The sequence below is a fragment of the Mycobacterium sp. genome (assembly GCF_050700595.1).
Classification (GTDB): Bacteria; Actinomycetota; Actinomycetes; order Mycobacteriales; family Mycobacteriaceae; genus Mycobacterium.
In genome coordinates, this window is sequence record NZ_JBOHHI010000140.1 from 1 (window position 1) to 13992 (window position 13992).

Genomic DNA, 13992 nt, shown 5'->3' on the forward strand with positions numbered 1-13992 from the left:
TCCCGGTCATGAGGTAGGCAAGCCGGCGCGCGTGCCAGTAACCGTTCGTGAGGGAGTCCCAGAGCTGCAGGACACCCCCGGGGAAGAGATCGAGGAGCACCATCAAGGCGAGGCCGGCATTCAAACCCCAGAATCCCGTCCTGACGAGCGGCTCGACGCGCCGCCAGCGGGCGTCCTCGACCAGGGCACGGAGGCAGAAGACCAGCACCGCGAGGGCCAGCATGCCGAAGACACCGAACATGGCGGTGTGGCCATGGTTGCTGGTCAGCAGCGTCCCGATCTCGAAGTACGACACGATCGGCAGGTTGATCAGGAACCCGAAGATGCCTGCCCCCAGGAAGTTCCAGAACCCGACCGCAACCAGGAACATCACCGCCCAGCGGTGCGGGAACGGTTTGGCGTCACCGGCGTGTTGCCGCGAACCGAGTTGCAGGAACGCCCATGCTTCGACGGTCAGGAAGGTCAGTGGAATGACCTCGGCCGCCGAGAAGAACGCGCCCAGCGCCATGTGCTCGACCGGGGTGCCGGAGAAGTACAGGTGATGCATGGTGCCGATCACCCCGCCGGCGGAGTACAAGATGATGTCCAGGTAGATCACCCCCAGCGCGATCCGTTCGCGCACCACCCCGAGCAGCACGAAGATGTAGGCCACCATCACGGTGGTGAACAGCTCGAGGAAGTCCTCCACCCACAGGTGCACCACCCAGAACCGCCAGAAATCCGCGACCGAGAAGTGTGCCGCGCTGCCGGCCAGCAGACCGACCGCGTAGAACACCGGAATGGCCAGCCCGGCGAAGAAGAACAGCCACGGCATGTTCAGTTTCGATTCGCCGCGCAGCCGGCCCCGCATTCCGCGCCAGATGATCGCGATCCAAAAGAACATGCCGACGATCAGCAGGATCTGCCACAGCCGCGGCAGGTCAAGGTATTCCCACTGCTGGGAGAAAATGCCGCCAGGGTTTGTCACCCCGTAGATGGACAGCGCCTCGCTGATCAGCGAGCCGAATACCACCACCGCCACCGCGCCGAGTAACCCGTAGGCCAGCCAGCTCTGTCGTTTCGGCTCGCGGCGCGCGATGAACGGCACCAGGAAGATCCCGCCGGCCAAAAACGCCGCTGCGGTCCAGAACAGCGCCAACTGCACATGCCAGGTGCGGGCCAGGTTGTAGGGCAGCACCCGGGCCAGGTCGAGGCCGAAGAAAGTCGACAGGTCGGCCCGGTAATGCTCCGCGGCCGCCCCCACCAGCGTCTGCGCCAAAAACAGCACCGACACGATCGCAAAGAACCAAATCGTGGCCCGCTGGGACGGTGTCAGGCTCACCTCGCCGGGCTCGCGGAATGACAGCGTGGACGCCTGCTCACCGTGCCAGCCGACCTTCTGACTCCAGCGGCCGTAGACCGCGAACATGACCCCGATGCCGCCCAACAACGCGACCAGCGACAGCGTCGACCAGACGATCACCGGCGCGGTCGGGATGTTGTCGACGCGCTTCTCCGACGGCCAGTTGTTCGTGTAGCTGTAGATGTGGCCGGGCCGCTGAGCCGCCGACGCCCACGCGGTCCAGGCGAAGAACGAGGTCAGGTCGTGAATCTCCGCCTTGTCCGTGATCAGGTGCGGCAGCAGGCCGTACTTGGTGGAGTCCTCGCCGAAGTATTGCGTGTAGTAGCGCTGGAGGTCGTCGAAGGCGCGGGCCTGCTTGTCGGTGAACACCAGGGTCTTGGTGTCCCGGTTGTAACGGTTGGTGCGAAACTCGGCTACCACCCGATCCCGCGGGTCGGTGACACCTTGTGCGCGCCATTGATCGGCGACATCATCGGTCGCCATGCGCAGGTACTCGGCGGTGCGATCCGGGCCCAGGTAGGCGCCGTGACCCAGCACAGACCCGTACTCCATCAGGCCGCGGGCCTGAAAGAGCTCCTGGCCGTGCGTGATGTCGTTGTTGGTGAACAGCAGCTGCCCGGACTCACTGACCACCTTGTCCGGCAACGGCATCGACGCGGTGTAGGTGCGATAGACGAGGATGCCCATCACCAGGAAGCCGAAGATCAGCACCAGTGCGACACCCTGAACCCAGCCCCTGCCGATCAGCGGCTCTGCGGTGGCGCCGTTGGCAGGCCGCGACTGTGCCGGTTTGGTTGTCATCCTGGGTATCCTGTCTGCACGGTGGGGGGCGGATTGCCTGGTATTTAACCCGTGACGGCCCGGCGAGACACCGGATTCACGTGGAATGAGGTCCAATGCGAGCCAGTTGGGGGACCAATGGCCCTGGGAACCTTGGGCCGGCGCGCCTAACGTGGTAATCAGCAAAGAGGCCAGGTGAATGATATGAGCGTCGTGATGGTTGACCCTATTGCCGTTCCTTCCGTGGTCGTGGGCATTGACGGATCACGGGCCGCAACGCAGGCTGCAGTTTGGGCGGTCGATGAGGCCGTCAGTAGAGATATCCCGCTACGCTTGGTGTACGTCATTGATTCGGTCGACTTGGCCACCGATGACTCGGATCACCGCCAATTCGCCTGTGCCCGTGCGGCGTTGTACGACGCACAGCGGTCCGTGGTGGCCACCGGAGAACCGGTCAAGGTTGACACCGAGATCCTGTCCGGGAAGCCCCTGGCCAAGCTGGCCCAGGAGTCGCGATCGGCGCCGATGGTCTGTGTCGGCTCGATCGGAGCCAGGCATGCGCGCCACGGTACCGGCTCCGTCGCGGCGGCCTTGCCCGCGTTGGCGCAATGCCCGGTGGCCGTTATCCGTCCGCAGCGTCGGGCGGCGAAGGCCGTCCGCAGCGTTGTCGTCGAGGTGGACAACGGTGTCGTGCTGCGACATGCCTTTGACGAGGCGAGGCTGCGCAAAGCACCGCTGCTCGCGGTCGCGTCGTGGCAAGCGGAGGTGCCCGACGACATCGCGGACGGAAATCGCTTGGCGCGAGCGCACCTGAATCGTCGGATCGACCGGTGGGCGCGGCTATATCCCGATGTCGCGGTGGAGTCGCTGGTCGTCCGCGGCAGCCTCTGCGAGTATCTGGCGAAAAACGCGACGTCGGTCGAGATTTTCGTGACCGGTATCCGCGGCGGCCGCTGCGATTTGGTCGGCCCCGGCCCCGTCGAATGCTCTGTGCTGACTGTGCGCGGGAATCACCTCTAGCCAGAGTTCCCGAAGGACTTTGGTCCCATAAAATGTGAGGCTTCTGGCCCCGGCTAACAGCATTCAGTGTGCGCTACTTTTCGTGGGTTGCAGATCGGGACGCAGGACCTCTCCGGTTGTGACTTCCGACCCTGCCGCAGCGTTTATCCGACGAACAGTATTGGCCATGAAGTAGTTGTCGAACCTTCACCAAGGGGTAGCCATGCCGCCGCGACACAAGCTTGAAATCGTTGAGCGCGACCAATGCCTGGACCTGTTGCAGACGGTGCGAGTAGGCCGGCTGGTCTTCACCGAACATGCGCTGCCCGCGGTTCAGCCGGTGAACTTCCGGATGTGGCAAGGCGATATCGTGATCCGGGTCGCCGGCGGGGAGAAGCTGGCCGCCGCGGTAGGCAACCTCGTGGTGGCTTTCCAGGCCGATGAGCTGGACCCGGACCTGCGCACCGGGTGGAGCGTCACCGTCATCGGGCACGCGCAGCTGATCACCGACGTCGACGATTTAGTGGAGCTGTCGGGAATCTTCCTGCAGCCCTGGGTTGACGGGCGGCGCGACTACTTCGTGCGGATCCGGACCGAGAAGGTGACCGGTCGCCTACTACGGGCACCGGTACAACGAGGCGATTACGACCGGGATTCGGCGCTGTCGTCAACGGCCTGCGTCACCCCCGGCGACTGAAGGTTCGGCCATCAGAACGGTGGTGGGTCGTCGTCGTAATTCGCCGCCGAGAGCGGCCTCGGCGGCCTGCTGCTGGGCGATCGGTGAGAGCGCGGCCGAACTGCGACTCGGTCACGTGGTCATTGAACCCGGCCACCACGACCGCCGGTCCGGCGCTGCGGAACCCACCAACTGGAATACACGGTCTCTCTGCCAACTCCGGGCAAACTGATTATTTTGACATGTATGGACAGTGACGCGGGTGAATCCGCGTTTGGTCGACTGGGCCAGCGCGGCCTGGTACGTCGAATGCACGAGCAGCTCGACGAGCTGTTGGCGGCCCGCGACCAGATGGAACAACTGCTGCGGATCATCGTCGACATCGGCTCGAACCTGGACCTCGATGTGACGATGCATCGGATCGTCAAAGCGGCGATGGAGCTTGCCGGTGCGCGCTATGGGGCGTTGGGGATCTACGGATCCGAGGGCAGTCTGGTGTCCTTCATCCAGGAGGGCATCGATGCCGACATGACACGTCGGCTCGGTGACCTGCCGGTCGGCGAGGCTCTTCGGGTCGACGACCTGACTGCTCATCCGCACATCGGTCTCAGTGAAGACGACTCGCCGATACGGGCGTTCCTCGGTATGCCGATCAGCGTTCGCGGAGTCGTCTTCGGCAATCTCTACTTGGGCGACGACCGGCCCGGTCGGGTGTTCTCCGACTCCGACGAGATCGCCGCACTGGCATTGGCCTCGGCCGCTGCCGAGGCCATCGACAACGCGCAACTGTTCGAGCGAGAACGTGCCTCGGCGAAGTGGATGAACGCCAGCCGCGAAATCACCGCCGCGCTGCTGTCGGCCGACCCGAAAACAGGCCCGCTGCAGCTCATCGTGGACCGGACGCTGGAATTGGCCGACGCCGAGTCGGCGATACTGCTGCTCCCGACCGATCCGGATCTGCCGGCCGACGAGGTCGAGACGCTTGTCGTCGCTGCCGCGGGCGCCCACGAAGCCGCGGATGTGATCGGAAAGCAGGTTCCGGTTGACGGCTCCACTACCGGCGGTGTATTCCGTGGCGGCACACCGACGCTCACCGATTCGTTCAAACATCCGATCGAGGGATTCACCGATGTCGGCGACCGCTCGGTGATCGTGGTGCCATTGCGGGCCGAAGACATCGCGCTCGGAGTGCTCGCTGTGGCACGCAGTGCAACGCAGCCGCCCTTCGGCGACGACTACCTTGAACTCGTCGGTGACTTCGCCAGTCATGCCGCTATCGCGTTGGCGATGGCGGCGGGCCGCGAGCATACCCGTGAAGTGGCGATTTTGGCCGACCGCGAGAGAATCGCCCATGACCTGCACGACCATGTCATCCAGAAGTTATTCGCCGCGGGCTTGGATCTGCAGGGCACCATCGCCCGGGCACATTCACCGGAGGTCATCGACCGGCTGAGCCACACGGTCGACGATTTGCAGACGACGATCGAAGACATCCGAGCGACGATTTTCAAGCTGCAAATGCCCGTGCAGCCGGACGAGAACTTCCGGCAGCGAATCCAAAACAGGGTCGCCGAGCTAACCGAAGACCGCGACATCGCGACCACGCTCGACATGTCCGGAGCGTTGACGGCCGTCACCGGTGAGTTGGCCGATCATGCCGAGGCCATCGTCACCGAAGCGGTGAGCAACGCCGTTCGCCATGCCCGGGCCCGTCGGTTGACCGTCTGCGTCGAAGTGGATCACCGAGTGGTCATCGAGGTCATCGACGACGGCTGCGGTATCCCGCCGGGGAATCAACGCCGCAGCGGGCTGGCCAACATGAAACGGCGCGCGGCGCAAGTCGGCGGCGAGTGCGCTATTACGACGGCAGCGGAGGGCGGTACCCGGGTGTACTGGACGGCGCCGCTGAAGTGATCGACCGCGGGGACAACTGACAATTTGTCAGTAGTTTGTGCAGAAGTCTTTCGCTTTGCATTGACGCATGCCACGATGGGCGGCGTGCCGGTCAAGAAGCGGCCGGGGGGTGTAGGTCGCCCGCCTCTGCTGCGCGATGCGTTGTCGCATCTGCGCCTGCGTGAACTGCTTATCGACGTCCAAGACCGGGTCGGACAAATTGTCGACGGTCGCGACCGACTCGACGGGCTGGTCGAGGCGATGCTGACCGTCACCTCCGGCCTGGACCTCGATGCGACATTGCGCAGGATCGTGCACACCGCTAAAGAGCTGGTGGACGCCCGTTACGGCGCGTTGGGTGTGCGCGGGCACGACCATGACCTGGTCGAATTCATCTACGAGGGGATTGACGAGGACACCCGGGCGTTGATCGGCGACCTCCCGCAAGGTCGCGGGGTTCTCGGGGTTCTGATCGACGACCCGAAGCCCATCCGGCTGGACAACATCCAACACCATCCGGCATCGGTGGGGTTTCCGCCGAACCATCCGCCAATGCGGACCTTCTTGGGTGTCCCGGTGCAGATCCGCGACGAAGTCTTCGGCAACTTGTACCTGACCGAAAAAGCGGACCGGCAACCGTTCAGCGACGACGACGAAGTCGTGGTCCAGGCGCTTGCCGCCGCCGCCGGCATCGCGATCGAGAACGCCCGGTTCTACGAGCAGTCCCAGACTCGCCAGGCCTGGATCGAGGCGGCACGCGATCTCGCAACCGAGATATTGTCCGCCGCCGACAACAGTGCCGTCTTCCGGCTCTTCGTCGACAAAGCGCTGCCGTTGGCCGGCGCGACGGCCGCGTTTATCGCCGCGCCCCTCGATCCCTATGCGCCGAAATCGGACACCGCCGAATTGGTGGTCACCGAAACTGCCGGCATGCCTTCGGTCCCCTCGACTCAAGCGGTGATACCGGTAGACGGCACCGCAGTGGGTGAAGTGTTCCTGGACGGCACACCGCGGCGACTCGACGCCCTCGACCTGACCATCGGGACTGCCGACGAATCCGGCCCGGCCCTGGTGTTGCCGGTGCGCATGTCCGACATGGTCGTCAGCGTGCTGGTCATCTCGCGGTGCGCGGGCTCGCCGCCGTTCACCGCCGAACAGCTCGACATGATGGCCGCGCTCACCGACCATGCGGCGGTGGCCTGGCAGCTCGGCATGGCACAGCGGCGGATGCGCAGGTTCGAGGTGCTCACCGACCGCGACCGGATCGCAGGCGAATTGCACGACCACGTCATCCATCGGCTCTTCGCCATTGGACTCGCGATGCAGGCAACGTTGCCGCTGACTCGGTCGCCGGAGGTGCAGCGGCGTCTTGCGGCATCTGTCGACGATGTGCAGGAAGTGGTTCGGGAAATTCGCACAGCGATCTTCGACCTGGACGCGGCATCGTCGGGCGTTACTCGCCTGTGGCAACGCCTCCAGGACGCAATCGCCCAATTCTCCGGTGACGGCCGGCGTACCACGGTCCAATTCGTGGGTCCGATGTCCGCTGTCAGTGCGGCCCTGGCCGATCACGCGGAAGCCGTTCTGCAGCAGGCCGTCCGCAACGTCATTCGGCACGCTCACGCCACCAGACTCAGTGTCACCGTCAGCGTCGACGACGCGCTCTGTATCGAGGTTGTCGACGACGGGCGTGGAACGACCGACGAGGTTGTCGACAGCGCCTTGACCGACCTGCGCCGCCGTGCCGACAAAGTCGGCGGCACCCTGCGAGTCGAAGGCACTCCGGACGGCGGCACGCTGCTGCGATGGTCGGCGCCGCTGAGCCGTTAGACCTGACGGGCGACGATGACCGGCACCCGCGACGAGTGGGCCACAGCGGAACCGACCGATCCCAATAGCATGCCGGCGAATCCGCCCCGTCCGTGACTACCAACAACCACCAGCTGCGCCGACTCGGACTGCTTGATCAGGTGATAGGTCGGCTGATCGCACTCGACCACCCGCCGAACCGTCACGTCGGGGTAGCGATCCTGCCAACCGGCCAGACGCTCGGCAAGGGTCTGCTCTGCTTCGGGCTTTATGGCGGGCCACTCGATGGCCGGGAAATCGGACACCTCGACGTCGCTCCAGGCGTGCAGTGCGACCAGGTCCACACCTCGCCACGATGCTTCGTCGAAAGCGATCGCGGTTGCCAGTTCCGACGCCGGCGAACCATCGACGCCCACCAACACCGGCGCCTCGGCGGGATACGGCGTCAGCGGGTCCTCGTCGTGGATGACCGCAACCGGGCAATGTGCGTGGCGGATCAGGTTGGAGCACACCGAGCCAAGCACGGTCCGGGCTAACGCGCTCCGCCCCCGAGAGCCGGCCACGACCAGCTCGGACTCCTTGGACAGATCCACCAAGGCCGGGACGATGGGCGAGAACAACACCGCACCGTCGACCTGAGTCGGACCACCGTCGGGAGTGCTCTGCCGGGCAATGTCGACGGCGTCGTCAACGATCTTCTGCGCATTCTCTACTTGCCACCGCGCGAAGGTAGTCGGCACCGGCGCTTGCGGCAGGCTGATTCCGATGGGCCTGACCGCATGCACGATCGTCAGTGAGACATTGCGCATTGCGGCATCTCGCGCCGCCCAATCGACGGCGTAGTTGGAGGCCGGCGACCCGTCGACACCGACCAGGATGCCTGAACGATTGGTAGGGCCGGACATTTGTATCTCCTCACCGGCTTAAATGACGGCCTTGCGACCGCCACTGCCAACGGTAAGAGGCCCGGACTCGGGGATCAGGAGGCATAAGTCACCAGCGGCATGGCCATAAGCCCTTGGGGTGGCCGGATTTGGGGCGGTTTGTGCAGCGAGCGGCTCACCGCTTGGGTGGGTCGGGTGCCAGGCTGCCATCGGGGGCGATGTGGGCGAAGATCTGCTGGATGAGTGTGAGGACGTGGGGGTCCTCGACGGTGTAAATGTGGCGGCGGCCTTCTCGGCGTGCGCTGATCAGGCCGGCCAAACGCAGCTTGGTCAGGTGCTGACTCATGGTTGCCACGCCAACCCCGGCCCGATCGGCCAGTGCGGTCACATCGTGAATGTCTTGGGCGGCGAGCCACAGTACGTGCAGCCGCGCCGGGTTACTCAGCAGCGCGAAGGTGGCCGCGGCCGACGCCAGCTGCGGCCGGGTGGGCTCGGTGGGCGGAACGGCCGAATCGGTGGTTTCGGCTGACCGTTCTTGTTGTTTTGCCATCGCGGCATACATTCTGGCGCACCTCCGGCGGACGGATTCGCCCAATCGAAATATTTTGATACCTGCGAAACTAACGAAATGAGTGGCAACATGGTCTGCGATCCGAACCGTAGGCCCAACGCCCAATTCTGCATGCGGGCGAGGAAGGCAGGGCACTGGTGGTGCATGTCGTGTTGCTGATCGGCTGCGCGGCGGCGATTTATCTGGCCTGCGAGTGGTTCGTCAATGCCGTGGAATGGCTCGGTTTGCGGCTCAACATCGCTTCGATGGCAGTGGGGACCATCTTGGCCGCCGTTGGAACGGCCCTGCCGGAGTCGGTGGTCACGCTCGTCGCGGTCACCACCGGTTCCACCACTGAGATCCGCAACATCGGTGTCGGCGCGGCGATGGGCGGCCCGTTGGTGCTGGCAACCGTCGCCTACGGAGTGACCGGTGCCGCCCTGCTGCTGCGCCGCCGCAGCCGCAGCCGCAATCTGGTTCTCGCCGGCGTCGGCGCGGCAAGCCTCGAGCAGCCCAATAGTGAGCCAAGTAACGATGGCGGCGACGTGTTGATTGATTCCGTCCAGACGAGGCGCCTGGCCCATGACCAGCGTTGGTTTATGGCGGTCTTCGTGATCAAAGTAGCCCTGGGCTTGGTGGCGTTCGCGATCAAGCCGTGGCTGGGTTTGTTGTTCTTCGCCGTCTACGCCGTCTACTTCTACCGTGAAATTTGCGGCGGCCACATCTGTGACCAAGAAGAGCTGGCACCGCTAAAGCTGCAACCTCGCGCGGCGCGACCAGCCACCATAGCGGTGCTTGGCCAAACCCTGGGCTCACTGGCGGTCATCTTTGTGTTCTCGCAGGTATTCGTCTACCAGCTCGACTCCGTCAGCCCAATGCTCGGCTTGTCCGGGACGGTCACGGCCTTGCTGCTTTCTCCGATCGCCACCGAACTGCCCGAGATCATGAACGCGATCATCTGGGTCCGGCAAGGCAAAATCCAACTGGCCCTGGCCAATATCTCGGGTGCGATGATGATCCAAGCCACCGTTCCCAGTGGCCTGGGTCTGCTATTCACCGACTGGCGTTTCGACCACGCCCTCCTGTGGTCCGGCGCCATCACCATGGCAGCAATCAGCTACCTGCTATTCACGATGCGCGCCAACAAGCTCACCCCGGCACGGCTAGCCGCGACCGCACTGTTTTACCTCGGCTTCGTTGTCGGCCTCATCTCGATCCTCGGCTAACACCGCGTCGACGAATTCACAGAACGCGTCGTAGGCGCGGGCACCGTAGATGGTGGCAGGTCCACCGTGCATCAGAAACGTGACGCCGATGGCTTCGGCGGCTTCGTCCTTGGTGGCCCCGGCGCATGCGGCGCCCTGAGCGTGTGAGGCAATGCAGCCGTCACAACCGGCCACAACGCCGATGGCGAGTGCAATGAGTTCCTTGAATTTTTTGTCCAGCGCACCGGAAGTCAGCGCGGCACTACTCATCTGCGCGAAACCCCGGTAGACGTCGGGGATCATCTTGCGCAGGGCGCGGTGCTGGGGATTAAGCTCGGTGAGTACATCGTGGTGGTGGTGTTGTCCGCTCATGACCGATACAATACAGATACCCGCCGGGGTATTCTAGCAACACCGGAGAACTGCCGTCCGACTGACCCGGATATACCCCTAGGGGTACGATGGTGGTTCGACGGATGGAGGCGCAAATGATTGGTGACCAGGACAGCATCGCTGCGGTGCTCAATCGGCTGCGACGCGCGCAGGGCCAACTCGCCGGTGTGATCGCGATGATCGAGCAGGGGCGCGACTGCAAGGATGTCGTGACCCAGCTTGCCGCGGTGTCCCGCGCCCTCGACCGCGCCGGGTTCAAAATCGTCGCGTCCGGTCTTCGGGAGTGCATCAGCGGTAGCGGCGCTGACGGCGCGGCACCGCTGACCGAGGCCGAACTCGAAAGGCTGTTTTTGGCGCTGGCCTGAATGAATTAATGCGTTGGGCACTTTGAGATAAAGGAGGAGCAATGGCCTCAGGGTTGAGCACCAAGCTGCACACCACGTTTCCAGATGCGGTCGAGCGGACCACCCAAGCTCTGGCCGATCAGGGTTTCGGCGTGCTGACCACGATCGACGTGAAAGCCACACTGAAACAAAAGCTGGGCGAGGACATCGAAGACTATCTGATCCTTGGAGCCTGCAACCCGACGCTGGCGCACCGAGCACTGGATGTCGACCGCCAGATCGGCCAGTTATTGCCGTGCAACGTCGTGGTACGAGCCGATCCTGCCGACGGCGGCGACACCGTCCTCGTCGAGGCGATGGACCCGCAGATCATGGTGCAGGTGACTCCTCAGGCGGGGGCTCTGCAGGATGTCGCCGACCAGGCGGCGGCCAAATTGCAAGCCGCTATCGGCACACTCGGCTAAACCGCTCGGACGTGGTCGCCGCGCGTCGCTCTTACTGAGTCCGGTTGGTGTGCCCACCGTTGTCGTCGACGAGACACCGGATGTCCCGGTCCCATTGGGCTTCGCGCATGCGCCTGGTGCGGGTGCGGACGGCGCTCACTACGGCCGCGACTGTCAATATCGCGCTCAACCACGCGACGATCGCGGCCGTTACCGCGTCGGTTGCCGCGCGTGATACCGGAGATGGGGGACCGACGCGATTGCCGTCGTTGTCCACCCAGATCTGCAGGGGATCACCGGCTTTGACAGGCTTGTCCCAGATGAGCTCGGCAGCGTCGGCGGTGCCGTTGATTTGCCATCGAGCATAGACCGTGGTGACTACTGCTTGCGAAAGCGTGGAAATTTTGCTGTCCTCGGTGGCGATCGCCACGACAACATGGCGGGTTTGTAGCTGCTCGGCGTACATCTGGGTGCGCGCACCGTAAACCATGGTGCCGAGTACTCCCGCACACGCGGTGGCAACGAGCACGGCGACAGCGGCCAGCACGACGACGAACGACTCGATACGGTCGCTGGCACGGATGAGTGGATTGCGGCTGAGCGCACGAAGAGCCGGCCACGTCACGGGTCGAAATACCAAGCTCTCCATGTCAACCCCACTGGTACTGGCGGTATACCACCAGTATTGCTATCCCGGACACCGATTCGTAGGGCCCAACGTCCACCGCTGAGAGGCCCTAGTGCTCCTGTGCGGATGACCGGACCGTCGATAACGTCGACATGTCGACGTCGATCACGGATGAAGAGGACGCGATGGACAAACTGGAATCGCCCGGCCCGGTTGTCGTTGGCATCGATGGGTCGACCGCAGCGATCAGAGCCGCCGAATGGGCAACCAAGGAAGCGCTCCACCAAGACGTTCCGCTTCGGCTCGTCCACGTCATCCGGACTGGAGCCTGTCCTTCCGCAGGAGACCTCGAGGTGGAAGAGGAATACGCCGTCAGTTCGTTACGGGCTGCCCGCGCAGCGGTGCAGACGACCGGCATGCCGGTGAAGATCGACACTGCGGTGATCCGGGGAGACGTCGGCTCTGCCTTAGTCGCGGAGTCCAGCAGCGCCACGCTCATCTGTGTCGGATCGGTGGGAATCGGTCGGGCGGCCAGCATGGTGCTCGGATCCACCGCCGCAACGCTTGCCGAACAAGCGCACTGTTCCGTCGCCATCATTCGACGCAAGGATGCGTCGTCGCGGCAGAACGGCTTTATCGCAATGGTTGTTGACTACCAGCCTGACAACGGCGAGGTGATGCGCTGGGCCATGGAGGAAGCCCGCGTGCGCAGGGCTCCGGTTCTCGCACTGGGCGTCTGGCGGTGGGCGCTTTTCGAGATCGGCTACGAGGGGCTCTACCGGCGCCTCGATCACTGGCTACGGCGGTACCCCGACGTGCGGGTCGACGTCGCTGCCACGCGCAGCAGCGTGGCCCGATATCTCGAGGGTCACACCGACGCAGTTCAACTGGTGGTCATCGGCAGCGAGGATGCCGATCAGGTGGCACAACTCGTTGGCCCACGCAGCCTGCCGATCCTTGCGCACGCCGATTGCTCGGTGCTGGTTGCACGGTAGGGAGCTGATGGCTCGCTACGCCAGGACATGGTGTTCGGATCCGGTTCGCCACTCAACGATGTCGTCCAGTTGGCGGCGTGGCGTCGATGGCAGCGGATCGGCGTTGACCGGTGCCCAGCCCACCCGGAGCAACATCTGCGGGTACGCGGCGGCACCGAATACATCTGAGCGAACGGAATTTCGGGTTGCCGCGATCTCAAGCGGCTCGGTGAGCGGGCAGCTCGCCAGTCCCAGTGCCGTCGCAGTCAACAACACCACACTGGCGGCCTCGCCGGCTCGCAGGCGGGCCAGTCGGTCGTCGGTTTGGGTGCCCAGAGCCAGAACGACGGCGTTGTCGTCGGCCGCTGACGCATCGAACGGCTGAGCCAGCGCCGGAGCGGCGAACATACGCCCGGGTATCGCCGCAGAAGCGTCGGGGACCGGCGTATTACGGGCCGGCACACCGGCCACCGAACCGTATCGCCCGCTCCATGCGGTGAGCTCGACGAGGTATCTGGGGTCGCTCAGGTGAGTCATGACAGCCTGCGCCACAATCTTGTTGAGTCTGTCGACGCGATCGATTCGGCGCAACATCACCCCGCTGCGGGCGGCGCGCGCGCTCATCAAGGCGATGTCAGCCGCGGGCACCGGCCACCCGTTATAGATGCGTCGATCGGTTCGCCGCCGCGGTACCGCGGCGGCCAGCATCACATCGACCTGATCCACTTCGCAGCGGCACGTCTCAATCGTCGCCAAATGATGACGGTTGGCCGGGTCAGGCAGCCGACGCACTCGGGCCCGCCATCCCATTGCCGCCAATGCGATTACACAATGGTTCAGTACCGCCCCGCAGCTGAGAATCAGGTCCCGGCCGTCGGGGTCGGTACTGGGTAGTCGCAGGCTCGGGTCGACGTACAGATGCAGCGCGTCGCTGTCAGCCTGCCAGCGCCACGGTTGTGAGTTATAGATGGACGGCGCACGGCCGGCCAACGTCAGAACCGTGCGGATGGTCTCGTTATCCGGGAACTCGACATTCAACGGCCGTGCCACCTTCTTGCATCGCCGAGCTGTT

General features: G+C 64.3%; 14 protein-coding genes. 8 read left to right on the forward strand and 6 right to left on the reverse strand.

Features of this window, described 5'->3' with window-relative positions:
• Positions 1-2143, reverse strand: a 2143-nt coding sequence (locus ACRDTL_RS13380) for a nitric-oxide reductase large subunit (protein WP_431507189.1), incomplete at its 3' end; no start/stop codon positions are given.
• Positions 2144-2338: 195 nt separating this feature from the next.
• Between ACRDTL_RS13380 and ACRDTL_RS13385 the strand changes: the two genes are divergently transcribed.
• From ACRDTL_RS13385 to ACRDTL_RS13400, 4 genes are all read left to right on the forward strand, one after another.
• Positions 2339-3142, forward strand: a complete 804-nt coding sequence (locus ACRDTL_RS13385) for a universal stress protein (protein WP_431507213.1) — start codon at positions 2339-2341, stop codon at positions 3140-3142.
• Positions 3143-3344: 202 nt separating this feature from the next.
• Positions 3345-3818, forward strand: a complete 474-nt coding sequence (locus ACRDTL_RS13390) for a pyridoxamine 5'-phosphate oxidase family protein (protein ID WP_431507190.1) — start codon at positions 3345-3347, stop codon at positions 3816-3818.
• Between the two features lie 225 nt (positions 3819-4043).
• Entirely contained in the window at positions 4044-5711 is a 1668-nt protein-coding gene (locus tag ACRDTL_RS13395; protein WP_431507191.1) for a sensor histidine kinase, read from the forward strand.
• Between the two features lie 75 nt (positions 5712-5786).
• The gene (locus ACRDTL_RS13400) at positions 5787-7520 is read left to right on the forward strand and encodes a GAF domain-containing sensor histidine kinase (protein ID WP_431507192.1); all 1734 of its coding nucleotides are present in this window, start codon (positions 5787-5789) and stop codon (positions 7518-7520) included.
• On the opposite strand, the gene ACRDTL_RS13405 is transcribed toward ACRDTL_RS13400, so the two are convergent.
• Entirely contained in the window at positions 7517-8404 is an 888-nt protein-coding gene (locus ACRDTL_RS13405) for a universal stress protein (protein WP_431507193.1), read from the reverse strand. The genes ACRDTL_RS13400 and ACRDTL_RS13405 overlap by 4 nt on opposite strands.
• A 154-nt stretch (positions 8405-8558) precedes the next feature.
• Positions 8559-8933, reverse strand: coding sequence for an ArsR/SmtB family transcription factor (locus tag ACRDTL_RS13410; protein ID WP_431507194.1), 375 nt, complete (start codon positions 8931-8933; stop codon positions 8559-8561).
• 170 nt (positions 8934-9103) lie between these two features.
• Here ACRDTL_RS13410 and ACRDTL_RS13415 point away from each other — a divergent pair, with 170 nt between their 5' ends.
• On the forward strand, positions 9104-10159 hold the full coding sequence (locus tag ACRDTL_RS13415; RefSeq protein ID WP_431507195.1) for a sodium:calcium antiporter: 1056 nt from the start codon (positions 9104-9106) through the stop codon (positions 10157-10159).
• On the opposite strand, the gene ACRDTL_RS13420 is transcribed toward ACRDTL_RS13415, so the two are convergent.
• The gene (locus ACRDTL_RS13420) at positions 10097-10510 is read right to left on the reverse strand and encodes a carboxymuconolactone decarboxylase family protein (RefSeq protein ID WP_431507196.1); all 414 of its coding nucleotides are present in this window, start codon (positions 10508-10510) and stop codon (positions 10097-10099) included. The two genes, ACRDTL_RS13415 and ACRDTL_RS13420, sit on opposite strands and share 63 nt — an antisense overlap.
• A 116-nt stretch (positions 10511-10626) precedes the next feature.
• Between ACRDTL_RS13420 and ACRDTL_RS13425 the strand changes: the two genes are divergently transcribed.
• On the forward strand, positions 10627-10896 hold the full coding sequence (locus tag ACRDTL_RS13425) for a metal-sensitive transcriptional regulator (RefSeq protein WP_431507197.1): 270 nt from the start codon (positions 10627-10629) through the stop codon (positions 10894-10896).
• A gap of 41 nt (positions 10897-10937) precedes the next feature.
• The gene (locus tag ACRDTL_RS13430) at positions 10938-11339 is read left to right on the forward strand and encodes a DUF302 domain-containing protein (protein ID WP_431507198.1); all 402 of its coding nucleotides are present in this window, start codon (positions 10938-10940) and stop codon (positions 11337-11339) included.
• Between the two features lie 31 nt (positions 11340-11370).
• Here ACRDTL_RS13430 and ACRDTL_RS13435 read toward each other — a convergent pair whose 3' ends face one another.
• Positions 11371-11943: an Rv1733c family protein gene (locus ACRDTL_RS13435; RefSeq protein WP_431507199.1), complete on the reverse strand. Its 573-nt coding sequence runs from the start codon at positions 11941-11943 to the stop codon at positions 11371-11373.
• A gap of 155 nt (positions 11944-12098) precedes the next feature.
• Here ACRDTL_RS13435 and ACRDTL_RS13440 point away from each other — a divergent pair, with 155 nt between their 5' ends.
• Entirely contained in the window at positions 12099-12941 is an 843-nt protein-coding gene (locus ACRDTL_RS13440; protein ID WP_431507200.1) for a universal stress protein, read from the forward strand.
• 15 nt (positions 12942-12956) lie between these two features.
• Here the strand turns inward: ACRDTL_RS13440 and ACRDTL_RS13445 are convergent, their stop codons facing one another.
• Positions 12957-13958 (reverse strand): Acg family FMN-binding oxidoreductase, encoded by a 1002-nt coding sequence (locus ACRDTL_RS13445; protein ID WP_431507214.1) that lies wholly within the window; start codon positions 13956-13958, stop codon positions 12957-12959.
• Positions 13959-13992: the final 34 nt, after the last annotated feature.

Excerpts from the sequence above, each read along its gene's own strand:
- ACRDTL_RS13385 (WP_431507213.1), top strand. The coding sequence starts at position 2,339 with ATGGTTGACCCTATTGCCGTTCCTTCCGTGGTCGTGGGCATTGACGGA.
- ACRDTL_RS13410 (WP_431507194.1), bottom strand. The coding sequence starts at position 8,933 with ATGGCAAAACAACAAGAACGGTCAGCCGAAACCACCGATTCGGCCGTT.
- ACRDTL_RS13395 (WP_431507191.1), top strand. The coding sequence starts at position 4,044 with ATGGACAGTGACGCGGGTGAATCCGCGTTTGGTCGACTGGGCCAGCGC.
- ACRDTL_RS13400 (WP_431507192.1), top strand. The coding sequence starts at position 5,787 with ATGGGCGGCGTGCCGGTCAAGAAGCGGCCGGGGGGTGTAGGTCGCCCG.
- ACRDTL_RS13405 (WP_431507193.1), bottom strand. The coding sequence starts at position 8,404 with ATGTCCGGCCCTACCAATCGTTCAGGCATCCTGGTCGGTGTCGACGGG.
- ACRDTL_RS13430 (WP_431507198.1), top strand. The coding sequence starts at position 10,938 with ATGGCCTCAGGGTTGAGCACCAAGCTGCACACCACGTTTCCAGATGCG.
- ACRDTL_RS13425 (WP_431507197.1), top strand. The coding sequence starts at position 10,627 with ATGATTGGTGACCAGGACAGCATCGCTGCGGTGCTCAATCGGCTGCGA.
- ACRDTL_RS13390 (WP_431507190.1), top strand. The coding sequence starts at position 3,345 with ATGCCGCCGCGACACAAGCTTGAAATCGTTGAGCGCGACCAATGCCTG.
- ACRDTL_RS13420 (WP_431507196.1), bottom strand. The coding sequence starts at position 10,510 with ATGAGCGGACAACACCACCACCACGATGTACTCACCGAGCTTAATCCC.
- ACRDTL_RS13440 (WP_431507200.1), top strand. The coding sequence starts at position 12,099 with ATGTCGACGTCGATCACGGATGAAGAGGACGCGATGGACAAACTGGAA.